20 protein-coding genes and 1 pseudogene are annotated in these 23272 nt (G+C 64.0%); 11 read left to right on the forward strand and 10 right to left on the reverse strand.

Going from position 1 to position 23272, the window contains the following annotated elements; genetic code table 11:
* Positions 1-278 precede the first annotated feature (278 nt).
* The 3 genes and pseudogenes from BLS42_RS20455 to BLS42_RS20750 form a co-directional block, all read left to right on the forward strand.
* Positions 279-359: pseudogene (locus BLS42_RS20455) on the forward strand (zinc finger domain-containing protein); the annotation flags it as partial.
* A gap of 200 nt (positions 360-559) precedes the next feature.
* Complete coding sequence (locus BLS42_RS19860) at positions 560-928, forward strand: hypothetical protein (RefSeq protein ID WP_143019129.1); 369 nt, start codon at positions 560-562, stop codon at positions 926-928.
* A 790-nt stretch (positions 929-1718) separates the two neighbouring features.
* The gene (locus tag BLS42_RS20750) at positions 1719-2030 is read left to right on the forward strand and encodes a recombinase family protein (protein ID WP_371129484.1); all 312 of its coding nucleotides are present in this window, start codon (positions 1719-1721) and stop codon (positions 2028-2030) included.
* Between the two features lie 303 nt (positions 2031-2333).
* Here the strand turns inward: BLS42_RS20750 and BLS42_RS20755 are convergent, their stop codons facing one another.
* Positions 2334-2489, reverse strand: coding sequence for an SDR family oxidoreductase (locus tag BLS42_RS20755; RefSeq protein WP_371129485.1), 156 nt, complete (start codon positions 2487-2489; stop codon positions 2334-2336).
* A gap of 119 nt (positions 2490-2608) precedes the next feature.
* Between BLS42_RS20755 and BLS42_RS02140 the strand changes: the two genes are divergently transcribed.
* Entirely contained in the window at positions 2609-3364 is a 756-nt protein-coding gene (locus BLS42_RS02140; RefSeq protein ID WP_371129486.1) for a helix-turn-helix transcriptional regulator, read from the forward strand.
* A 106-nt stretch (positions 3365-3470) separates the two neighbouring features.
* Here the strand turns inward: BLS42_RS02140 and BLS42_RS02145 are convergent, their stop codons facing one another.
* The 8 genes from BLS42_RS02145 to BLS42_RS02180 form a co-directional block, all read right to left on the reverse strand.
* The gene (locus BLS42_RS02145; RefSeq protein WP_090575625.1) at positions 3471-3872 is read right to left on the reverse strand and encodes a cupin domain-containing protein; all 402 of its coding nucleotides are present in this window, start codon (positions 3870-3872) and stop codon (positions 3471-3473) included.
* Between the two features lie 8 nt (positions 3873-3880).
* On the reverse strand, positions 3881-4213 hold the full coding sequence (locus tag BLS42_RS02150) for a carboxymuconolactone decarboxylase family protein (protein WP_090575628.1): 333 nt from the start codon (positions 4211-4213) through the stop codon (positions 3881-3883).
* Between the two features lie 52 nt (positions 4214-4265).
* Positions 4266-5846, reverse strand: coding sequence for a Na+/H+ antiporter (locus BLS42_RS02155; RefSeq protein WP_090575631.1), 1581 nt, complete (start codon positions 5844-5846; stop codon positions 4266-4268).
* Positions 5847-5913: 67 nt separating this feature from the next.
* Positions 5914-6276, reverse strand: coding sequence for a nuclear transport factor 2 family protein (locus tag BLS42_RS02160; RefSeq protein ID WP_090575634.1), 363 nt, complete (start codon positions 6274-6276; stop codon positions 5914-5916).
* Entirely contained in the window at positions 6273-7298 is a 1026-nt protein-coding gene (locus BLS42_RS02165; protein ID WP_090575637.1) for an aldo/keto reductase, read from the reverse strand. The genes BLS42_RS02160 and BLS42_RS02165 overlap by 4 nt, the downstream gene beginning before the upstream one ends.
* 21 nt (positions 7299-7319) lie before the next feature.
* Positions 7320-8201, reverse strand: a complete 882-nt coding sequence (locus BLS42_RS02170; protein WP_090575639.1) for an aldo/keto reductase — start codon at positions 8199-8201, stop codon at positions 7320-7322.
* A 159-nt stretch (positions 8202-8360) separates the two neighbouring features.
* Entirely contained in the window at positions 8361-9356 is a 996-nt protein-coding gene (locus BLS42_RS02175; RefSeq protein ID WP_090575643.1) for an aldo/keto reductase, read from the reverse strand.
* Positions 9357-9483: 127 nt separating this feature from the next.
* Complete coding sequence (locus BLS42_RS02180; protein WP_090576093.1) at positions 9484-10935, reverse strand: MFS transporter; 1452 nt, start codon at positions 10933-10935, stop codon at positions 9484-9486.
* A gap of 102 nt (positions 10936-11037) precedes the next feature.
* On the opposite strand from BLS42_RS02180, the gene BLS42_RS02185 reads away from it, so the two are divergent.
* From BLS42_RS02185 to BLS42_RS02210, 5 genes are all read left to right on the forward strand, one after another.
* The gene (locus tag BLS42_RS02185) at positions 11038-11919 is read left to right on the forward strand and encodes a helix-turn-helix transcriptional regulator (RefSeq protein WP_090575647.1); all 882 of its coding nucleotides are present in this window, start codon (positions 11038-11040) and stop codon (positions 11917-11919) included.
* Positions 11916-12707, forward strand: coding sequence for an SDR family oxidoreductase (locus BLS42_RS02190; RefSeq protein WP_090575650.1), 792 nt, complete (start codon positions 11916-11918; stop codon positions 12705-12707). Before BLS42_RS02185 ends, BLS42_RS02190 begins: the two co-directional genes overlap by 4 nt.
* A gap of 1244 nt (positions 12708-13951) precedes the next feature.
* Entirely contained in the window at positions 13952-15733 is a 1782-nt protein-coding gene (locus BLS42_RS02200; protein WP_090575657.1) for an ABC transporter family substrate-binding protein, read from the forward strand.
* 179 nt (positions 15734-15912) lie between these two features.
* A complete protein-coding gene (locus BLS42_RS02205) occupies positions 15913-17454 on the forward strand; it encodes an ABC transporter permease (RefSeq protein WP_090575660.1) in 1542 nt (513 codons plus the stop codon).
* 26 nt (positions 17455-17480) lie between these two features.
* Positions 17481-18611 carry an ABC transporter permease gene (locus tag BLS42_RS02210; RefSeq protein ID WP_256336200.1) on the forward strand — a complete coding sequence of 377 codons (1131 nt, stop codon included), beginning with the start codon at positions 17481-17483 and terminating at the stop codon, positions 18609-18611.
* A 24-nt stretch (positions 18612-18635) separates the two neighbouring features.
* Here the strand turns inward: BLS42_RS02210 and BLS42_RS02215 are convergent, their stop codons facing one another.
* Positions 18636-19265, reverse strand: a complete 630-nt coding sequence (locus tag BLS42_RS02215) for a PH domain-containing protein (RefSeq protein WP_090575663.1) — start codon at positions 19263-19265, stop codon at positions 18636-18638.
* Between the two features lie 78 nt (positions 19266-19343).
* On the opposite strand from BLS42_RS02215, the gene BLS42_RS02220 reads away from it, so the two are divergent.
* Positions 19344-21170, forward strand: a complete 1827-nt coding sequence (locus BLS42_RS02220) for an ABC transporter ATP-binding protein (RefSeq protein WP_090575666.1) — start codon at positions 19344-19346, stop codon at positions 21168-21170.
* Positions 21171-21472: 302 nt separating this feature from the next.
* The gene (locus BLS42_RS02225; RefSeq protein WP_090575669.1) at positions 21473-23113 is read left to right on the forward strand and encodes a peptide ABC transporter substrate-binding protein; all 1641 of its coding nucleotides are present in this window, start codon (positions 21473-21475) and stop codon (positions 23111-23113) included.
* Positions 23114-23272: the final 159 nt, after the last annotated feature.

The following is a 23272-nucleotide window of genomic DNA, read 5'->3' on the forward strand; positions in this document are numbered from 1 at the left end:
GCACCTCGGCACTGTTGCAATGCACCTCCCTAGGCACACCGCGCAACCCATATGAGACACCGTGCATTGATGGTGGGATGACGGTGTTCTGCTGCGGTCCAGCGCCTTCCGATATTGATGCCCATCGTTCGAGGATCTCTTGGCGTATGGGATGGCCGAATGGGCACATTGCATGTCATTAAAACGAACCATGCTTGTCTGCTCCGCTAGTGATATGAGGGCCGCAGTCGGAGTGCTTTAGCCGATATCTACATTGATATGGCCGACCAGGCGAGCCCTGCGATAGATGCGGTACAAAGATCGAGCGCATCCCCTTCGGTGGGCGATCTTCTCATTTCTGCCCGATTCCAGCGGCGTAGATGAGTGGTGAGTGCGGAAGCAGCGGTCTTCTTTTGGTTTAAGATCGCTCGAGGCCATTCCCTATCTTCAGTGAATTCTCAGCTAGGATTATGTTGACCTCTATGCTAGGTGCGCGGCGGGGTTCGTTGTGCCTGCGATGTTTCCAGCTGTCAAAGGTTGACGCCGATTGTTTGTAGAAGCTGGTCTCGATTGGAGAGAGATGAACGAGTCGCTTTGGCGCACCTGGAAGCCCTATGCGGTGATAGCTGCCGTCTGTATCGGAGGCATATGGTGGTGGAACTCTCAGTCTTCCTTCGCCGCGCTGAAAAATGGTGCATACAGCTGCACCGCCGTGTTTGTCAATGCAGAGGGAAAATATGAAGTTCTAACGGATCAGGCAGGAATTCGTATATCCGCTGACGCGACGGTAAGGAACGGAAATCTCGTGAAACTCTCTGCGGATACAGCGATGTCGAGTGCTGACCTTACCAAGCTTACAATCAAGCCTAAAGGCAACTCTCATTTTACGGCAACGGACGACCCGGCAATGCACTCGTACAATGCCATTGCGTGTGACTTTTCGGACTGACTAATGTCAGTTTTTCGTTTGATCTCAGCGATTGGTGCTGCGGCCGTGCTCGTCTTGGGGGTCGCGGGATGCAGTCGTGTGGGGTACTCCAATCAGGTATCTGCGTCGACGCTATCGTGCGACCAAGCCTCGGCGTCTGCAATTCAGCACGAACGTTTGGATGCGGCTGGGCCAACTATTGATCGTGAGCTCCAGTACCTAGCCGATAACTGTCCTGATGCCTACGAGATCACGATTGATTATCTTTCATCCCGCTCTAGAGTTTCCCCGCATGAAATTGAATCCTGCGCTGATTGGAGCAACCGAATTCGCGCCGAGGCAGTCGAGCTACTGCGAGTAGAGGGTCTTTGCGAGGACGCACCCTTGGCAAATGGGGCGCCGCCAGCCACCAGTGCTGACGGTCTTTCATGGGATGCGGCAGCGGAATATGTTGGGACAGAACAGCGGGTGTGCGGTCCCCTTACGACTATCCGTACAGACGATGACGATGTGTTCCTTAATCTCGGTCGGGACTACCCTGACCCCGCGCGATTCACGATTATCATCTGGGACGTTGGCGAGGTTGAGCGGTTACCAGCTGGAACAGAGCTGTGCGCAACTGGCATAGTCTCCTCGTACTACGGGGTGGCGCAGATTGAGCTTAGCGATATTGGGGCGGTTGAGGTGTGGGAACGACATAGTCGGCGGAAGGTTTAGAGGTGGCTGGACACAACGGGCAGGTGGTCGGCTATCTGCGCGCAATAGCGCGGCCGACCAGAACGAGGCACGGCAGCTCGAAGCACTGGGCATAGTGGGCAGGCTGTTTTCCGAAAAGGCTAGCGGGAGGAACACTGATGACCGGGCACAGCTCCAGGAGATGCTCGTTTATGTGCGTGATGGCGGTAAGGTTCCGGACCGCCTGGCGCGTTCGACGACCGACCTGCTCGCTCTCGTCGAACGGCTGAACGCCAAGGGTGTCGCCCGGGAGTTCATAGACCGTGGAGCCCGAGTCCGTGCCCAGGTCAGTGCTGGCGACCACCTCTACGATCCCACCGCGACGCTCCGGCAATCTCGCCCAGAGGCTGAGCTCGCTCGAGGAGGCGGAACGGGACATCGACCGTGAGGCAGCGATCCAACTCCGTGGGCGGCGGACAGAAAGTTAGCCGCACGCGGAAAGGTTATTCAGTTACGTAACGTGGTGGAATTTAGATTTAATGTATAGGTCCTGACTTCCTGAGACCTTTTGCGATGGCCGCTAAGAACACGTGTTCTTAGCGGCCATCGCTTTTGCGACCGGAGACAATTCTCATGGGTTATCCGCTTCAGCTGTGAGCTAGCTACCCCGATGGCTCCCTATTCCAGCCGTGAATAACCCGATTTGACTCCCGGCTGTGGACAGCTGGAGTGTTGGCCTCGGTGTCAGATCCTAGAGCTGCCCGGCCCGCATTGCGGCGATGACCCCGCAGTCCATGAGGAGGTCCGAGCCCGTGATGAAGGCGCTTTCGGGACCGAGGAGGAAAGCCGCAGTGGTAGCCACTTCGGCCGGGGTGCCCATGCGCCCGGCGGCTGAGGTCCGGATCATGGTGCGATAGCCTTCGGCGAACGGCCCGGACATCTCGTCCTGGGCGGGGGTTGCCCGTGTACGGGGGCCTGCGCCGGGTGCCCGGGCTCCGCCGGGAGGAACTCGCAGCTGTGTCCGGGATGAGCATTGATTACTACAACCGGCTCGAGCGCGGAAACCTCACCGGTGTATCCGACAGCATCCTCGAATCCCTGGCGCGCGCCCTCAAACTCGACGACGCCGAACGCACCTACCTCTTCGATCTCGCCCGGGCAGCAAACCTCAAGCGGCCCCGGCAACGCAGGCGCGTGCCGCAAATGCTCAACCCGAGCATCCAGCACCTTCTCGACGGCATGACCGGAATCCCGGCCTTCGTTCAGAACGGACGACTCGACGTCCTCGGCATGAACGACCTGGCCCGTGCGCTCTACCACCCCAACGGCGACGAGGCGGCGCCGCCGCAGAATTTCGCGCGCTTCGTCTTCCTCGATACCGGTTCCCGGGATCAGGTGCCTGACTGGGACTCCATGGCCCAGGATGTTGTGGCCATCCTCCGGCAGGAAGCCGCCCGCGACCCCCACAACCGAGACCTTTCAGACCTCATCGGAGAGCTCTCCACCAAGAGCGAAGACTTCCGGACCATGTGGGCCGCCCAGAACGTCCGACTCCACCACACCGGAGTGAAACCCTTCCACCACCCGGTCGTCGGCGACTTCGAACTCACCTTTCAGGCCATGCAACTCCCGGGCGATGAAGGCCTCACTCTCATCGCCTACAGCGCCGAACCAGGCACCCCGGGGCACGACGCACTCAACCTGCTCGCCAGCTGGGGTGCCACAGTCCGCAGCGAAACACGCCTCAATGCGAACGACTCACCGGCCCACCGTCACGCCTAACGAGCCCTCCCGGCAGCAATGCCGTTCCGGTTTCCCGCCCGACGCCCTGCCAGGCAGTGAACCTACCCGCCGATCGACGTCCCGGGCCCGTCAATGGCATCCGAGGTTAGCGGCCGTTGTACTCGCCGTCGGTGATGTGTTCGCCCCAGGTGGTGGTCTTGGACGGGTCTTCGCCGTTTTGGAGCATGGCGATGTGTTCCATGAAGGAGCCGGGGGCCGCGGCGTGCCAGTGCTCTTCACCGGGCGGGGTGTACAGGGTCTGGCCGGGGTGGACCTCGATGATCGTGCCGTCGCGGCCGCCGAAGCGTGCCACGCCCTGCGTGACCCGAAGGTACTGGCCGTGCACATGGGAGTGCCAGGCCGTGCGTGCTCCGGGCGCGAAGCGGACGGTCGCGACGACCATCGTCTGGCCTGGCTCGTGGGGCAGCGCGATCGGGTCCAGCCAGACGTCGCCGAAGAACTGCGCGGCCGGGTTCTTCGAGGTGGGCACGACGGGTTCGATGTTCATGATGTTCCTTACTTGTTGTCTGTGAAGAGTTGCTTGGCTACGCCCATCGCCGCCATCCCCTTGGGCCAGCCGGCGTAGAGCGTGACGTGGGTGATGGCTTCAATGAGCTCCTCCCGGGTCACGCCGTTCTCGACGGCACGGCCCAGGTGGAAGCCCAACTGCTCCGTGTTCCCGCCGGCGGTGAGCACGGCCACGGTGATGAGGCTGCGGTCCCGTGCCGAGAGCTCAGGCCGGTTCCAGACGTCCGCGAACAGCACGTCGTCGGTGAGCTCTGCGAGCTTCGGGGCGAAGTCGCCGAACATCTTGCGGCCGCCTCCGAGCTGCTTGGGCTGGTCGGTCATGATGATCCTTCTTTCTGTTGGAATCTGAAGTGGTCGGTTGTTCCGAAGACTGTCAGTCGATGATTTCGACGCCGGTGAGGCGTTGTTCTTCGACGTCGAGCCTGGTCTGAAGTCGCCGGGCGACGGTGTCATCAACCGTGCCAGCGAGGCGGAGTTCCAGGAGCGCTTGCCGCTTCCTCTCGAGTACGGCCTGGCGGAGCGCTGTCTCCTCCTGGCGCGATTGTGTAGTCGTCGCCGGATCGGAGCCGGCTTTCAGGGCCTTTGTGATGGACAGGTGGGCTCGATACTCGCCCGCGACACGTCCGCGGACTTCTGCGCTGGTCCCGAGTTCGTGAGCGAGTTGTTCGACGGCGGAGACGGCCGCGGAGGCGACGGCCAGTTCGGCCAGGCGGAGTTCTTCCTCCTCGGGCTCCTCCGGAAGCCGGGCCCACCGCACTACCGCCGGCAGTAGGGGGCCTTGGATCAGCATGGTCAGCACGATCACGCCGGCACTGATGACGATGATGTCGTCGCGACCGGGGAGCGGGGTGCCGTCCTTAAGTGACAAGGGCACGGACAATGCGATCGCGAGAGACACGGCTCCGCGGAAACCGGCAATGGAGCTGACGACCCTCGCCCGGTAGGTCATCCTGCGTTGGCGTTGGGAGGGGCGTCGGTCCAGGACCCGGATGACGGCGATGCTGATGGTTTGAAACACGAACCGGATGATGATCAGCGCCAGCCACACGGCAACTGTGGACAGCAGAAGCCGACCCACGTCACGGGGATTGATCTCGTGCACCACTGCCTGAACCTGAAGGCCGATCAGAACGAACAGGGCACCGTTTAGGAGGTAGGAGCCCAGAGGCCATGCCGACTCGGTCTGACGGCGTGACGCGGCTGTGCTGATCCGGCTGGAGGTGAAGGAGATGATCAAACCGGCGACAACAACGGCCAGCACGCCCGAGGCTCCAACTGACTCAGCGAGCAGGAATGCAGCGAACGGGGTGATGAGCAGGGAGATGTTGATGACGAGCGGGTCGCGTAGACGGACCAGGAGCAGGTACGCGGCGGCGGCGACCAGGATGCCTGCTACCGTCCCTCCAACATAGGAGAGGGCGAACAGCCCTGCGATGTCGAGGGGCGTATAGCTGCCGCCAAGGGTCGCACCGACGGCGATGGCGTACAGCACCAGGGCTGTCCCGTCATTGGTCAGGCTCTCGGCCTTGAGCAGCATGAAGTTCCGCCGCGGCAGCATCCGGCCCAGGGCCGCGACGGCTGTCGCGTCCGGAGGAGCGAGAGCCGCACCGAGAATCAGAGCAGCGTTCCATGGCAGACCAAGGAGGTGCGCCACGCCCGCCACGGCGAGAGCGGAGGCAACGACCAGCAGTGTGCTGAGCAACACGATGCCACGCAGGTCCCGCCGGATGGAGCGGAGCGAGGTGGTCAGGCTTTCCCAAAACAGCATGACCGGCAGGAAGATCAACAGCACTGTCTCCGGTGGCAGCTCGATCTGCCGCAGCTGCGGAACGAAGCCAAGGAGAAGGCCGAAGACCAGCAGTAACAAGGGTGCGGCCACCCGGACCCGCGGAGCCAGAATCGCGCCCGCGAGCACGGTCACGCCCAGGAGTACGACGGTTTCCAGGCCTTCCATGACCGTTCCTTTCAATCTGTGTGTTCTATTGCGGTGTCGGAAGGCCGGGCTGCCGGTGTCCGGGTCACTACCAGGTTGACGCGACGGTGCGTGTGATGACCCAGTCGACTCCGCGGGGCTCGAACCAGGAGCGCAACGTCAGGCGCCAGGTGGCCCTGGAGCCCCAGATCGTGGCGTCGGTAAGGGTACGGGCGGTCAGAGCGGGCGCCGTCCCCTCCGTGCTGAGGGTGGCCTCGACCGTTTCCATCCGGTGATACTGCATCTGCCCGGTTTCAATGGCATCCAGCCATTCCGCCTTTGGCTGCACGTATCCGGTCATGTGCGTAAGGGTAAATCCGTCAGCGAGGAGGGCGCCCAGTGCGGCCAGGTCCCTGCCAACCATCGCCTCGCACAACGCGCCGTGGAGCTCCTCCAGATCCGTGCCGGTCACTGCCGCCCCCGCCGTCGTACCTGTGGAGTGAGTTCGTGGGTGCCGTAGCTGTTGTCGTCCGGGTTGAGCGTCACCCCGGGGGCGACGAGCTCATCGATGCGGTCCAGCACCTCGCTGGAAAGAGTGATGTCGGCGGCCGGCAGGTAGGACTCGAGCTGTTCTATTGTGCGCGGTCCCACGATGGCGGACGTGACGCCGGGGTGGTTTATCACGAAGGCAATCGCCAGCTCGATCAGGCTCAGCCCGGCTTGGTCGGCTAGCTGGGCGAGGTCCTCGACGACGTCGAGCTTGCGCTGGTTCGCCGGGCTCGCCATGTCGAACCGGGCGCCCGGGCGGGCAGTTGAGGTGGGTGTTGAGGCTGAGTCCTTGCGCCAGCGGCCCGAGAGCCAGCCGCCGCTGAGCGGGCTGTAGGTGAGGGTGCCCATGCCGTGGCGTTGCACCGTGGGGAGAATGTGTTCCTCGATGCTGCGGACCAGGATCGAATACGGCGGCTGTTCGGTGACGAACCGTTCCAGGTTTCGTTCCCGGGATGCCCACTGGGCTTCGACGATCTGGGATCCGGAGTAGGACGAGGACCCGATGTACCGGACCTTGCCTTGGCGGACGAGGTCGGTGAGGGCGCCGAGGGTTTCTTCCACGTCCGTGTCCGGGCTGGGCCGGTGGACCTGGTAAAGATCGATGTAGTCGGTGTTCAGCCGGCGCAGCGAGTTCTCCACCTCGCGGATGATCCAGCGGCGGGATCCGCCGCGCTGGTTGGGATCCTCGCTCATGGGCATGAAGAACTTCGTGGCGACGAAGACGTCCTCGCGCCGTCCTTCAAGGGCCTGTCCGACGATTTCCTCGGACGCCCCGCCCGAGTAGACGTCGGCGGTGTCGATGAAGTTAATCCCTGCATCGAGGGCGCGGTGGATGATGCGGTGCGCATCGGCGCGGTCGTCGTTGCCCCAGGGGCCGAACATCATCGCGCCCAGGCAAAGCGGGCTGACCTGCACGCCGGTGCGGCCAAGAGAACGGTATTCCATGATGGTTCCTGTCTTTCCGTCTTAGGCTTCGGGGATGACCATGGCGAAGCGGTCTTCGCGGGGCTCGTCGGGGTCCGGTCCGTTCCGCACGCCGGTGTCGAGCGCGTCGATGGCGGCGAGCTCGCCGGCGCTGAGCTCGAAGTCGAAAACGTCGAAGTTCTCAGCGATACGTGCCGGGTTGGTTGATTTCGGGATGGCTGAGCGGCCCTGCTGCAGGTGCCAGCGGAGCATGACCTGGGCCGGCATCTTGCCGTGGGTCTGCGCGACATCGGCGATCTTGGGGTCTTCCATCACGCTCTGGCGGTCCTCGCCCCAACCGGGGTAAAAGGTGATGCCGCCGATCGGTGACCAGGCCTGGGTGAGGATCCCGTGCTCGGCGTCGGCCGCCTGGACGTCCGGCTGGGTGAAGTAGGGGTGCAGTTCGATCTGGTTCACCGCCGGGACGATGTCGGTTTCTGCGAGCAGCTGGTTCAGGTGGTGGGGCATGAAGTTGCTGACGCCGATCGCCCGCACGCGCCCGTCGGCGAGCAGGGTCTCCAGGGCCTTGTACGCGGCAATGGTTTTCTCGAACCTGTCCGGGGCCGGCTGATGCAGGATGAGCAGGTCCAGGTAGTCGACGCCGAGCTTGCCTGTCGCTTTCTCCCAGGCGTGCAGCGTCTCGTCGTAGCCGTAGTCACTGACCCAGACTTTGGTCTCGATGAACACCTCCGAGCGATCGAGGCCGGAACGGCGAATGCCCTCACCAACCTCCCGCTCGTTGCCGTACGCGGCGGCGGTATCGATGTGCCGGTAACCGGCAGCAAGCGCGGCCTCGGCGGCCGCCGTCGTCTGCTCGGGCGGACTTTGAAAAACGCCCAGACCGAGAGCGGGCATCGTGACGCCGTTGTTGAGAGTAAGTTCCATAACCATGCCTTTCACGGTATTCAGATGTGCGGGATTGTGGGAGGGCACATGATTACCCCCTTTTAGCGGCTGGGCGGTTCAGAGGTTCAGCACCTAGGGGCAGGCCCGGTGAGGGGCACTGCCCCTAGGCAGACCATGCTCTGCTGACGCAGCTTGAACTTACTGGTCGCGGTCGATCGCGGCGTCGAGGCCGGCCGAGAGCGGTGCGCCGATCAGATCGAGGGCGGCCAGGGCTTCGTCGATTCGCCGGAGGTCGTGTGCGGTGAGTTCGAGGTCGGCCGCCGGAAGGTTATCGTCCAGGTGCGCCATCCGGGTACCGCCGGGGATCGGTACGACCCACGGCTTCTGGGCCAACAGCCAGGCAAGTGCGATCTGCGCCGGGGAAGCATCCTTCTCGGCGCCGAAGCGCTTGAGGAAGTCGACGAGGGCGAAGTTCGCCTCGAGCGCCTCCGGGGTAAAGCGGGGGAAGTCGGTGCGGAGGTCATCCGGGTTATCGAACCGCATGTCCCGGGTGATACCGCCGGTGAGGAATCCCTGTCCGAGCGGACCCCAGGCGACCAGTCCGATGCCGAGTTCCTCGCAGACCCCGAACTTCTTGGTTTCAGGCTCTCTCATCCACAGTGAGTAGTGGTCCTGGATGACGGCGATTGGTTGGACGGCGTGGGCGCGGCGGATGCTTGTTTCGCTTGCTTCCGACAGTCCGAAGTGACGCACTTTGCCTTCGGCTATGAGTTCCTTGACGGTGCCGGCGACGTCCTCCATCGGGACGTTGGGGTCGACCCGGTGCTGGTACAGGACGTCGATGTGGTCGGTTCGCAGCCGGCGCAGTGAGGCGTCGACGACGTCCCGGATGTGCCCGGGGCGGCTGTTGAGCCCGACTGTTTCGCCGTTGCCGTTGATGTCGAACCCGAACTTGGTGGCCACCAGAACGTCGTAGCGTATTGGCTGCAGCGCTTCGCCGACGAGTTCCTCGTTGACGTAGGGGCCGTACCCTTCAGCGGTGTCGAATAGGGTGACGCCGCGTTCGGCGGCGGACCGGATGACGGCAAGTGCTTCCGTCCGGTCGGTGGCGGGGCCGAGGCCGAAGCTCAGGCCCATGCAGCCAAGGCCGATGGCCGATGTCTCAAGGCCGTCGCCGAGCTTGCGTGTTTTCATTTCTAACTTTCCTTTGCTTTGTGTTGTTGAACTGGGTCGAAGGGGACAGAGGGCCTGTCCTTCAGGACTCATGAACGTCGGTGGCCGCTGCCCGTGGAAACCCTGAGGACCAAGGTCTCCAGCAGTTTCAGCGGGCGGGCTCGGCCTCCGGTGCGGGCAGGGCCGTCCGGGGTGTCCTTGTTCGTCGTGACGCGAGGTCTGCGGGCAGGATGAGGGTCGCTGTGACGGCCAGGGCAAGGAGCAGGAGGACGCTGCCCGTGGTGAGTGCGGCGCTGACCTGCGCGGCCAGGTGCGCTGCGGCCGATCCTGAGGTCGGGACGGTCGCGGCTGCGGCGACCGCGATGCCGAGCCCGAGGCAGGTTCCGATCTGGTGGAAGGTGTTCACCAGGCCCGACGCTGCCCCTGCGTCGGAGGCGGGGGCACCGACGATGCCGAAGGACGTCAGTGGCGCAAAAGCCAGGCCCTGGCCGGCGCCTATGAGGATCATCGGCAGAGCCACTCCGGTCAGGTATGCGGAGTCGACACCCGCGCGGCTGAGCCAAACCATCCCGGTCAACGTGAGCAGGATCCCGGCCAGGAGCGGGACCGAGCCCGGCATCCGGCCTAAGAGCCGCGGGATGCCCATCGCGACGGCGAAGTTGACCGCGGTCATGGGCAGGAACCCGATGCCTGCCTGCAACGGGTCGAAGCCGAGCACTTCCTGCAGGAACTGTGTGGTGAAGAAGAAGAATCCGATCATTGCGCCCAGATAAAGGAAGCGTGCTAGATAGGCGCCGGTGCGGCGACGGCTCGCGAACAGACGCAGGGGCATGATCGGCTGGGGAGCCGTTCGTTCGATCCGCACGAACGCGATGAGGAGCACGACACCGGCGCTCACTGCCGTGATTGTGACCGGTGAGGTCCAGCCGGCGTCGGTGGTGTTGATGATGCCGAACACGAGAGCGCCGACGCCGAAGGTTGCGCTGACTGCCCCGAGCACGTCGAAGCGACCTCGGGCCCGGCCGGTTTCCGTCAGGAACCGCGGAGCAAGTGTGATCATCGCGGCGCCTATGGGCACGTTGACGAAGAACCCGGCCCGCCAGGAGATCCAGTGGGCCAGTGCACCTCCGATGACCAGGCCGAGGCTGGCCCCGATCCCGGCGGTGGCACCGTACAACGCCACGGCACGGGTGCGCTCACGGCCCTCCGGGAAGCTCGCGGTGAGTAGGGACAGGGACGCGGGCGCGACGATCGCGGCCCCGATACCCTGGACGGCCCGGCCGGCGATCGCCCACCACCCTGCCGGCGCCAGTCCGATCAGCAGTGACGCGATCGAGAACACCACCAGCCCGAACACGAAAACCCGCCGCCGGCCGAGCAGATCGCCTGCCCGGGCGCCCAGGAGCAGCAGGCCGCCGAAGACCAGTGTGTACGCATCCTGCACCCAGGAGAGCTCACCGGCGCTCAGCCGCAGGTCTTCCTGCAGGCTGGGCAGGGCCGTGAAGATGACCGAGTTGTCCAGCAGGATCATGAAGTAACTGGCGAGGATGATCGCCAGGATCGCTGCCGGGCGGGCAGTAGTTGTGGGTTCAGGTTTCATGCTTTCCATGCAACCCTGATTTCTTAGGGCCCGGGAGTCACGGCCGTTCCGGGTAACGCCAGTCCCTCCCTCGTTCCATCGACCGCGCGTAGCGTGGATGCCATGACACACAGCGACGACGTGCGGAAGTTCCTGACCTCCCGCCGTACAAGGATCACGCCCGAGGAGGCCGGTCTGCCGGCCTATGGCGGCAACCGGCGCGTTACCGGGCTGCGCCGCGAGGAAGTCGCCATGCTCGCCGGAATGAGCGTCGATTACTACATACGCCTTGAGCGGGGAAACCTCTCCGGCGCTTCGGACAGCGTTCTTGAGGCCCTCGGGCGTGCCCTGAAGCTCGACGACGCCGAAACGGCCCACCTTTTTGACCTTGCCCGCGCCGCCACCGCCTCCCCCCGGGTGCGGCGCAAGCGCAGCCCGCAGACGGTGCGGCCGAGCGTGCAACGCGTCATCGATGCGATCACGACGGCGCCGGCTTGGGTCCGCAACGACCGAGGGGACGTTCTCGCCGCCAACGAACTGGGCCGTGCCCTTTATCTGGACATGATGGCAGAGGGGCCCACTCCGCCGAACAGCGCACGCTTCACCTTCCTGAATCCGAAGGCGCGGGAGTTCTTCGCAGATTGGGAACGCGCGGCCGACGACGTCGTCGCAGTCCTGCGCTCCACGGCTGGGAAAAACCCGTACGACAAGGACCTCACGGACCTGATCGGGGAACTCTCAACCCGCAGCGAGGAGTTCCGCACCCGGTGGGCCCGTCACGACGTGAAGTACCACCGTGCCGGCCGGAAGCGGCTCCATCACCCGATCGTGGGCGACTTGGACTTGAGCTTCGAAGCGCTTGAACTACCGGCAGACCCGGGACTGCGCATCAATGTGTACACGGCAGATCCCGGCACACCCTCCGAGGATGCACTGAAAGTCCTGGCCAGCTGGGCCGCGACCCAGCTGAACACCGCAGAAGCCGCGGTCAAGGAGAACAAATGAGCCACCACCCCTCCACCGTGCTGATCGTCGGTGCCACCGGCAGCATCGGCCGCTACGCCGTGGCCGAGGCGCTGCGGCAGGGCTACGCGGTCCGGGCCCTCGTGCGGGACCGGGCCCGGGCCGCCCGCGTCCTCCCCGCCGGGGCGGATCTCGTGATCGGGGATCTGACCCGTCCCGAAACCCTCGGCCCGGCCGTCGACGGAGTCGACGCGATCGTGTTTACGCACGGGACCACCACCAGCGAACGGGACGTCCGGGACAATGACTACGCCGGCGTCGCCAACGTCCTAAAAGCACTGGGCGGCCGCCCGGTCCGCATCACGCTCATGACTGCTATCGGCACCACCAGGCCCCGTGTCGCTTACGCCCAGTGGAAGCTGCGCAGCGAACGACTCGTCCGTGCCAGCGGCAACCCGTACACGATCGTGCGGCCCGGCTGGTTTGACTACAACCAGCCCGGCCAGCGGACGATCGTCATGCTGCAAGGCGACAGGCGACAGTCCGGCTCACCCGCCGACGGCGTCATCGCCCGGGACCAAATCGCCCGTGTACTCGTCGACAGCCTTCAGGTCGATGCCGCCAACTACAAAACGCTTGAACTCATCGCCGGTCACGGACCCGAACAAGACGACCTCACCACCGTCTTTACCACCCTGACGCCGGACTCGGCCGGATCTCTCGATGCAGCCGAGGACGTTGTCGACCTCCCCCTGGAGGGTGAGCCCGAGTTGTTCTGTCATGACCTCTCAGCGATCGAACGGTCGCGGCACCAGACACCATTACCGTGACGTTTCTCTGTGACGGAACGTCGTGGAGTTCCGCTTTAACGTCTGAGTCAGCTCCGGTACCTCCCGGGAATCCTCGGCCGAAGTGTTGGCGAACTTAACGTTCTTCCGAGACGGTGATTGCTCCCGAGGCGGTGCCGGCTCGGAGTGCGCTAGCCTGAACGGCGTGGACCGCATAGACATGGATGACGCTGCAACGCTCGTGACCCTGCTGCACGATGGGAGGCGCTCCTCGTCGCTCAGTGCGCTGCTGCCGGGGTGGGACATGCTGCAGGCCGACGTCCCTTCCCGGGAACGGGTAGAGACGGCAATAGCGATCCTGGTCGGTTCCAGCCTTGCTGAGGTCGACTCATCCTGGGGGATGCGGCTCACGGAGCAGGGCGTGCAGCTCAGGCGGTCCGTGAAAGGTGCTCGGGGGATGCGGGAGATCCCGGGGGCAATCAGCGATCTGCTGGTAGGACGCCAGTTGAGCCGTGCAACGCTGAGTTTGCCTCACGAGGTCTTTGATGCGGCGCGCGAGGACTATCTGGACGCGGCCCAACGTAGGGCTGAGCGCCGATCGCGACATCGCTGGTGGTGGCCCGACCCATCCAGGCCCCGTCCAAGGAAGCCGGCGGGCTAGGATCGTCGCGCCGCTGAGCATGCGGACGTTGTCGCGGACGAGCTGCGCCAGCAGGGTCACCCGAACACATCCGAGACGTGCACCCGTCTGGCCGACCACCTGCGCAGCGGTATGACGAGGGCCGCGCACGGAGTTCAAAGCAGACCTCTGTTCTATGCTGCGGGCGGGTTGCGGACAGATCGCGGGCCAGCGGTTGCCAACGGCGGCCTGAATCCACAGGTCCTCGATCGTGCACCGCTGGTGGCGGAGACGTTTATTCGTTACGGAACGTGGTCGAATTCCGCTTCAACGTTTGAAGTCCGTCGCCCGGCAGCGCGGTAATTCTGCCAAGTAATAACGGATTAACTGGAGAGCCCCGATTTTCGAATTGGGGCTTTCCTGTGTGCGGGCGCTTTTATCCTTTTGTTACGCCTCCGTCAATGTCTTTGGGAAAAGCGGGGCATGCTGAACCTGCCCAATGTTGCATCTCGATAACGAACTTTACGGTGGGTCAACTTTGGTGCCCTGGGGGGTTTACGCTTCATGCCATGTGAGACGGGCCACACTGCCGCTGGGGGAGTGTGGACGTCTGTCTGGCGCTTCCGGCGCCGGTCTCACGCACACACCACAGAAACAAGGAGGCGGAATGCGCTTGGGTCGTATTTCCAAAGCAGTGGGCGTGGCAGCAGCAGCTGCCATCGCTCTCAGCGCCTGCGCAGGCAACGGTGGCGGGACAACCCCGACCACCGCGGCCGCAGCGGGCAAGCAAGGCGGATCGGCAACTGTCGTAGAGGTTAACGCGTTCAACACGTTCAACCCCAACACCGCCGACGGCAACACTGACATCAACTCGAAGATCAGCTATGCCACGCACTCGGGCTTCTACTACATCGACAACAAGCTCAACGTTGTCCACAACGAGAAGTTCGGCAAGATGGAAAAGGTCTCCGACAATCCGCTGACGGTCAAGTACACCATCAACGACGGCGTGAAGTGGTCTGACGGCACGCCTGTCACCGCTGCCGACCTTGTGCTGCAGTGGGCCGCTTTCTCCGGCTACTACAACGACGCCGATGAGGCCAAGAAGACCGGAACGTCCTACTTCTCCTACGCCGGTGACCCGACCGGTATTGCCCTCACCGACTTCCCGGAACTCGGTGAGGACGGCCGCAGCATGACGCTGAAGTACTCCAAGCCGTTCGCGGACTGGGAAATCGCCCTCGGCGGCCCCGGCATCGACATCCCGGCCCACGTCCTGGCCAAGAAGGCAGGCCTGGCGGACACCAAGGCGTTCATTGACCTCCTGAAGGGCATGCCCCGCGGCGACGCCAAGGCCCCCAAGCCGGCGAACGCAAAGCTCAAGGCCATGGCGGACATGTGGAACACCGGCTTCGACACCAAGACCCTGCCGGCCGATCCGAGCCTCTACCTCTCCAACGGCCCGTTCATCGTCAAGAGCGTCAACCAGGACCAGTCCCTGACCATGGTCAAGAACAAGGACTACAACTGGGGTCCGACGGCCAACCTGGACGAAATCACCGTCCGCTACATCGGTGAGGCCCCCGCCCAGGTCCAGGCACTCAAGAACGGCGAGGCGGACATCATCGCCCCGCAGGCATCCGCGGATACCGTTGAGCAGCTCAAGGCACTCGAAAGCCAGGGCGTGAAGGTCGACGTCGGCCACCAGCTCGCGTACGACCACCTCGACCTGAACTACTCGGGCCCGTTTGCCGACAAGAACGTCCGCGAGGCGTTCATGAAGGCCATCCCGCGCGCGGACATCGTCGACAAGATCGTCAAGAAGCTCGATCCGCAGGCTGCGCCGCTTGACTCGCAGCTCTTCGTCCCGGACCAGGCACCGTACACCGACTCCGCGAAGAACAACGGGTCCTCCGCGTACCAGGGTGTGGACATCGAAGGCGCCAAGAAGCTCCTCAACGGTGCCACCCCCTCCGTTCGCATCATGTACAACAAGGACAACCCCAACCGTGTCGACGCCTACTCCCTGATCAGCGAGTCCGCCACTAAGGCCGGCTTCAAGATCGTCGACGGCGGCCTCGGCAAGTCCGACTGGGGCAAGGCCCTGGGCGACGGCAGCTACGACGCCACGATCTTTGGCTGGAGCAACTCCGGTGTCGGCGTGTCCGGCGTCCCGCAGATCTTCAAGTCCGGCAACGACTCCAACTTCAACAAGTTCAGCGACCCGGCAGCGGACAAGCTCATGGACGAACTGATTGTCACCACCGACAAGAGCAAGCAGGACGGCCTCGTAACGCAGATCGACAAGATGATCTGGGACTCGGCCTACGGCCTGCCGCTCTTCCAGTCGGTTGGCGTGGACGCATACAGCGACCGCGTCACCGGTGTGAAGTACATGCCGAACCAGACCGGCGTTTGGTGGAACTTCTGGGAATGGGCGCAGAAGTAGCCCGCGACCCCAAGTAACACTGCTGGAAAGGCGTCGGGACCACAGCTTCTTCGGTCCCGGCGCCTTTCTGGCGACATCCCTGGCGATGCCGTGGTCCCGCCGCCACATCGGCGGGAACCGGCCAAACTCCGCGACCGGTCCGGGCGATCCCCGGGCCCCAATTCCGAGGTTCTATTCCAATGGTGACCTACATCTTCAGGCGGCTTGTGACTGCCGCCCTCATTCTTCTCGGCGCATCTTACTTCGTGTATCTCCTGACAGCGGCGTCCGGCGATCCCCTGGAACAGTTCCGTGCCAACCCCTCGCCGCAGAAGCAGGCGCTCATGGACGCGAGGACCGAGCTCCTGCAGCTGGACACCCCCGCCCCGCTGCGGTATTTCAAGTGGTTCGGCGGCGCGGTCCAGTGCGTCATCCCGTTCGCCAACACCTGCGACCTCGGGAAAAACATCGCCGGCCAGCCCGTCACTGAAGCCCTCGGCAACGCGCTCATCCAGACCCTGACCCTGGTCACCGGGGCCACCGTGCTCGCCATCCTGATCGGCATCACCCTGGGCATCGTCACTGCCCTGCGGCAATACAGCACTCTGGATTACGGCGTGACGTTCATGGCCTTCCTGTTCTTCTCCCTGCCGATCTTCTGGGTGGCGGTCCTGCTCAAGGAATTCGGCGCCATCGGATTCAACAACTTCCTGCGAAACCCCGAGGTGCCGCTGACAGTGGCCCTCGGCATCGGCGTCGTGGTCGGCGTAGTGATAGCGGTCGCGGCGGGCGGGCCCATGAAGCGCCGGCTGCTGGCCGGCGCCGTCGCCTTCGCCTTCGTCACCGCAGTGCTCATCTACTTCTCCGCCACCGAATGGTTCAAGACCCCGGGCCTGGGCCCTGTGGTCATCGCCATCGCCGGTACGGGCATCGCGTTCGCCGTGACCCTCCTCTCCGCCGGGCTCAAGAACCGCAAGGCCCTGCAGTCGGCCCTGATCTCCGTCGGCGTCGGCGTCGTGCTGTACTTCCTGCTGCAGCCGCTGCTCAACGAGGCCACGTTCTTGATGATCGTGCTGCTGGCGATCGTTTTCGTACTGATCGGCATGGGCATCGGCTATCTGGTGGGAGGCTACGACCGCGGGCAGTCCATGCGGGCGGCAGCCATCACCTCGTTCCTGGTCGGCTTCCTGATCCTGCTGGACCGCTACATGCAGGCATGGCCCACCTACTTCAATAACAGCCGCGTGCGGGGCCGCCCCATCGCCACCATCGGTGCCACTACACCGAACATTGAGGGTGACTTCTGGGTCCTGAGCCTTGACTCATTCACCCACCTGATCCTGCCTACCGTGGCCCTGATCCTCATTTCGCTGGCCAGCTACACCCGGTTCACCCGCTCCTCGATGCTGGAAATCATGAACATGGACTACATACGCACGGCCCGGGCCAAGGGCCTGAGCGAGCGGACCGTCGTCATGCGCCACGCCTTCCGCAACGCCCTGATCCCCATCGCCACGATCGTCGCCTTCGACATCGGAGCGCTGATCGGCGGTGCCGTCATTACCGAAACCGTCTTCTCGGTCCGCGGCATGGGCTTCCTGTTCCTGGACGGGATCGCGCACGTCGATCCCAACCCGGTCATGGGCGTCTTCATCTGCGTCGCCATCACGGCCATGGTCTTCAACCTCATTGCGGACCTGGCCTACTCCGCACTGGATCCGCGCGTAAGGGTAAAATCATGAGCCAGCCAAGTCAGCAGGAAGTAATCATGGCCGAAGATGCAGCCTCGCGGATATCAGCCGCGGCCGGCATTGAGCCGGTCCTCGAGGCCAAGGGCCTCAGCCAGGGCCAGATCGTCCGGAAGCGGTTCCTCGGACACTCCGGCGCCATCATTGGCCTCGTGGTGTTCTCCTTCATTTTCATCCTGGCCTTCACCTCCGTGGGCTTCCTGGGTATCCCAGGCTGGTGGAAGTACACCCACGAGCAAGTCTCCCCCCTGGTCAACGACGGCGCACCCACCTCCTCATTGTGGCCGCTGGCCTGGGGCGAACATCCGTTCGGCCAGGACCGGATCGGCCGTGACCTCTTCGCCATGACCATGCGCGGCGCGCAGCAGTCCATCACCATCATGGTCGTGATCGGCCTCCTCGCCGGCCTGATTGGCGTTGTGGTCGGTGCCATCTCCGGCTACTTCCGGGGCTGGTCCGAGGCCATCCTGATGCGCCTGACCGACGTCATCATCATCATTCCCGCCCTGCTGCTGGCCGCGGTCATGGCGCAGCTCGCCGGCCGCCGGGACCAGGGGAGCTGGTTCGCGTCCTTTGCCAGCACCAACGGCGTCCTGGCCCTCGGAATCTTCCTGGGCCTGATCAGCTGGGTCGCCCTCGCCCGTCTGATGCGCGGCGAATTCCTTTCACTGCGCGAACGCGAGTTCGTGGATGCGGCCCGGATATCCGGCGCCAGCAACGCGCGGATCATCTTCAAGCACATCCTGCCCAACGCCGTCGGCGTCCTGATCGTGAACATCACCTTGACTATGTCCGCGGCGATCCTCACCGAAACTGCGCTGAGCTACCTCGGCGTCGGCGTCCATGCCCCGGACACGTCCCTGGGTCTGCTCATCTCGCAAAACCAGCAGGCCTTCGCCACCCGACCCTGGCTCTTCTGGTACCCGGGCCTGTTCATCGTGCTCATCTGCCTCAGCATCAACTTCATCGGCGACGGCCTGCGGGACGCCTTTGATCCGCGGCAGAAGAAGTTCAACGCCAAGAAGGCGAAGGAACACGGCGGTCCCGCGGTACAGGCCAGCTCCGTCACCGGCCTCGACGGGCCCGAGCACGAGGGCTTCCGGTCCGAGGCTCCGGCTGACGGACCGGTTGACGGAACACGGGGCAACTAGATGCCTGCCCCCTGCAGGGCCGTGCTAGCCGGTGGTAACGGCCAGGTAGCTGGCCGCCAGGAGCAGTACGACGGCGCCAATTGCCACCCAGCGGACGGTGACGTTTGCGGCGGTGCTGGAGGCGTCGCCGGCGGCGAGCTGCCCGCTTTCCACCAGTTCGTGCCACCGGGCGCGCACCAGCATGGCAGCCTGGCCGGAGTCTGTGCTCCTCAGATCGCCCGGACGGACCGACTTGCCGGGGCCGTAAGTGGTTGCCGGCAGGCCGTGGAGGTCTTCCGGGCGGCCGTGGCGGCCGCCCCAGATGCCGGGGGCGGGCGCGGCCCAGGACGTGTAGCTCTTCTCGGCGGTGATCAGGGTCAGTGCAAAGCGGGTATCGACGTGCACCAGCGCGGCCCACGGGACCTCAATCGAGCGGAACGGATTTTCCAGGGTGACGCCGGCGTCGTGGACCACAACGGACGGCATCCAGAACAGTTGCCAGCCCATGAAGGCAATGAAGGCCAGCGGGGCGATGCCACTCAGCGCCCCCGGACCTGCCATGACGAACGTGACAACGACACCGAAGGCGGCCACCGCCCAGGACAGCCAGGCGAACCATTTGTTGGTTCGTGCTTTGAAGACTTCAACATTTCCGGCGTGCGGCGCAGAGCTCATGCCCCCAATAATTCAGTATTCCGAGCCGCAGCACTAATCCCCGGTGCACCGGCGGCCCGGGCGGAAGGATAGCCCATCATGACTGACTTCATCACCCTCGATCCGCCGGCGTCACCTGTGCCTGGCAAAGGCGAACCCGTCCTGGAGGTCCGGGACCTCAGCGTGGATTTCGGCGTGGACAAGAAATGGGTCCCCGCCGCGATAGGCCTGAACTACGAGGTGCGGGCCGGTGAAGTGCTCGCCATCGTGGGGGAGTCCGGTTCCGGAAAAAGCGCCAGTTCGATGGCGCTCCTGGGCCTGCTGCCCAGTAACAGCCGTGTGACAGGAAGTGTCAAGCTCGCCGGTCGAGAGCTGCTGGGGGCCAACGAGGCCAACATCCGTGCAGTGCGCGGCAAGGACGTCGCAGTGATCTTCCAGGAGCCGATGACGGCCTTGAACCCGGTCTACACCGTGGGGTCGCAAATCGTGGAAACTGTGCGTCTGCACAATGAGGTGTCGCCCGAGGAGGCCCGGATCCGGGCCCTGCAGATGCTGGATCTTGTCGAACTGCCCGATCCGGAAAAGGCCTTCCGGTCTTACCCGCACCAGCTCTCCGGCGGCCAGCGTCAGCGTGCCATGATCGCGCAGTCGCTCTCTTGCGACCCGAAGTTGCTGATTGCCGATGAGCCCACCACGGCCCTCGATGTGACAGTCCAGGCCGAAATCCTTGACCTCATGCGCAACCTGCGCAACAAGCTGGACAGCGCCATCGTGCTCATCACCCATGACATGGGCGTGGTGGCCGACCTCGCCGACCGGATCGCCGTCATGCGCAAGGGCCTCATTGTGGAGACTGGGACGGCCGCGCAGATCTTCCACAACCCGCAGCACGAATACACCCAGGCGCTGCTGGCCGCGGTCCCGCACCTGGGCCAGGGCGGCGCGGATTCCGCGGCGGACGTGGACGTCACCGCCGCTCTTGCCGCCGCCACCCACGCCGAGATCCTCTCCATCCCGGAAGACGAGCTGATCCGGCGGGAGCGTGAGAACGCCGCCGCCCTGGCCTCGGCCGAGGCCGCAAAGCCGAAGGGTGATCCGGTCCTGGAGCTCAGCGATGTCGCCATCGAGTACCCGAAGCAGGGCCGGGTGCCGGCCTTCCGTGCCGTGGAGGGGGCCAACCTGGTCATCTATCCCGGACAGGTCGTCGGCCTCGTCGGCGAGTCCGGTTCGGGCAAGACCACCATCGGCCGGGCAGCCGTCGGCCTCCTGCCGGTAGCGGCCGGCACCATGCGGGTCGTCGGGCAGGACATTTCCGCCGCCAAACGGAACGGCCGCCAGCTGCACGAGATGCGCCGGCACGTCGGCATGGTGTTCCAGGATCCGTCCTCGTCCCTGAACCCCCGGCTGCCCATCGGCGAAAGCATCGGGGAGCCGATGTTTCTCTCTGGTGTCGCGAAGGGCGCCGAGCTGCAGCATCGGATCGAGGCGCTCCTGGACCAGGTCGAGCTGCCGCGGGACTACCGCAACCGCTACCCGCACGAACTCTCCGGCGGGCAGAAGCAGCGAGTGGGGATCGCGCGTGCCCTCTCGCTCAAGCCGAAGCTGATGGTCGCCGACGAGCCCACTTCCGCCCTCGACGTCTCCGTCCAGGCCAAGGTGCTGGATCTCTTCCAGAACCTGCAGAAGGAACTGGGGTTCGCCTGCCTCTTCGTCACCCATGACCTCGCGGTGGTGGACGTGCTCGCGGACCGAATCTGCGTCATGCAACGCGGCAGGATCGTGGAGCAGGGGACCAGGGACCAGATCCTCCGCAATCCCCAGGAGCCCTACACGCAGCGGCTCCTGGCGGCTGTTCCGCTGCCGGATCCGGACAAGCAGCGCGAGCGTCGCGAACTGCGCGCTCAGCTGCTGACCGGGGCCAGCTGAGGTGTGCCCGAAGGGCTAGAACAGAGGCGGAAAGCCGCCGGATTCCAGTTAGCCGCGGGTAACCCAGGTCACATCAGGGGCGAATACTACCAGTCGGTAGCGTGTGACTTGAAATACGTCGCGCTTGACGTTAACCGTCATGAAATTGTCGAGTCACGGTTTGGCAACGGAGTTCCAACATTTGGACAGTTAAGGGCTAGGCTACTTCCATATGAAGCACGTCACAGGGGATACCCCTGTGCCTGCTTACGGGGAAGCATAAGTTTTTCCCTCACGAACTCCCACAACTCATAGGAGGCGGAATGCGTTTTTCGCGCACTTCCAAAGCACTGGGCATGGTGGCTATCGCCGCCCTCGCCCTGACCGGATGCGGTGCCAGCGGCTCTGCAAACGGTAGCGGCAGTACCGGCGGAGACACCAGCAAAGTGATCCTCGCCGACGGCTCCGAACCCCAGCGTCCGCTCATGCCCGCCGACACCAACGAAGTTGGCGGCGGCAAGGTCATCGACATGATCTTCGCGGGCCTGGTCAGCTACGACCCCAGCGGCAAGCCGGTCAACGAACTCGCCGAGTCCATCGAGGGCAAGGACGGCCAGCACTTCACCATCAAGGTCAAAAAGGACCAGAAGTTTACGAACGGCGAGGCCATCACGGCCAAGTCCTTCGTCGATTCCTGGAACTTCGGCGCCGCAGCCAAGAACGCACAGCTCAGCGGTGGCTTCTTCGAGAGCATCAAGGGCTACGACGAAGCCAGCAAAGAAGGCTCCACCGTCGAGACCATGTCCGGCCTGAAGGTCATTGACGACCAGACGTTCACCGTTGAACTGAAGCAGCCGGAATCTGACTGGCCGCTTCGCCTCGGCTACACCGCGTTCGTTCCGGTTCCCTCCGGCGCGCTGAAGGACCCGAAGGGCTTCGGCGAGAAGCCGGTCGGCAACGGCCCGTACAAGCTTGCAGACGGCGGCTGGCAGCACAACGTGCAGATCCAGCTCGTTCCGAACCCGGACTACAACGGCCCCCGCAAGGCTAAGAACGCCGGCGTGACCTTCAAGATCTACCAGAACGACGACTCTGCCTACCAGGACCTGATGTCCAACAACCTGGACATCCTGCAGACCATCCCGACCAGCGCTCTGAAGAACTTCAAGTCTGACCTCGGCGACCGCACCATCAACAAGCCGTACGCAGGCAACCAGACCATCGCCATCCCGGAATACCTGCCGGAATGGAGCGGCGAGGCCGGCAAGCTCCGTCGCCAGGCGATCTCCATGGCGATCAACCGCGAAGAGATCACCAAGGTGATCTTCAACGGCGCACGCCAGCCTGCTAAGGATTTCACGGCCCCCGTGCTTGACGGCTACAGCGACTCGATCGCCGGTGCCGACAACCTCAAGTTCGATGCCGCCAAGGCCAAGGAAGCCTGGACCAAGGCCGACGCGATCCAGAAGTGGGACGCCAACAAGACCTTCACCATTGCCTACAACGCCGACAAGGGCGGCCACAAGGCTTGGGTTGAGGCAGTTGTCAACCAGCTCAAGAACTCGCTCGGCATCAAGGTTGAAGGCAAGCCGTACGCCACCTTCAAGGAAGCCCGCAACGACGCCACGGCAAAGACCCTCACCGGTTCCATCCGTGCAGGCTGGCAGGCAGACTACCCGTCGCTGTACAACTTCCTCGGCCCGATCTACAAGACCGGTGCCGGCTCCAACGACGCTAACTACGCCAACCCGACGTTCGACAAGGCCATCTCCGACGGCCTGAACGCCGCGACGGTCAGCGAAGGCAACAAGGCCATGAACAAGGCCCAGGAGATCCTTCTCCAGGACCTGCCGGCCATCCCCCTGTGGTACCAGGTTGCCCAGGGCGGCTGGAGCGACAAGGTCAGCAACGTCGACTACGGCTGGGACGGCGTCCCGCTGTACTACAACGTAACCGGTAAGTAACAACAAAACGACGGCGGGGGCCGCCCTTACTGGGGCCTCCGCCGTCGTCGTGTTTTCCCGCCATTTATTTTCTTGAAGCCCGGCTCTTCGGGCGAACTTTTCGCAGCCCTGCCGCCGTGAGTGAACCGGCGCCGGCCTGCATCCATAGTGAAAAGGTTC

It is taken from the genome of Arthrobacter sp. ov407 (genome assembly GCF_900102895.1).
GTDB lineage: Bacteria > Actinomycetota > Actinomycetes > Actinomycetales > Micrococcaceae > Arthrobacter.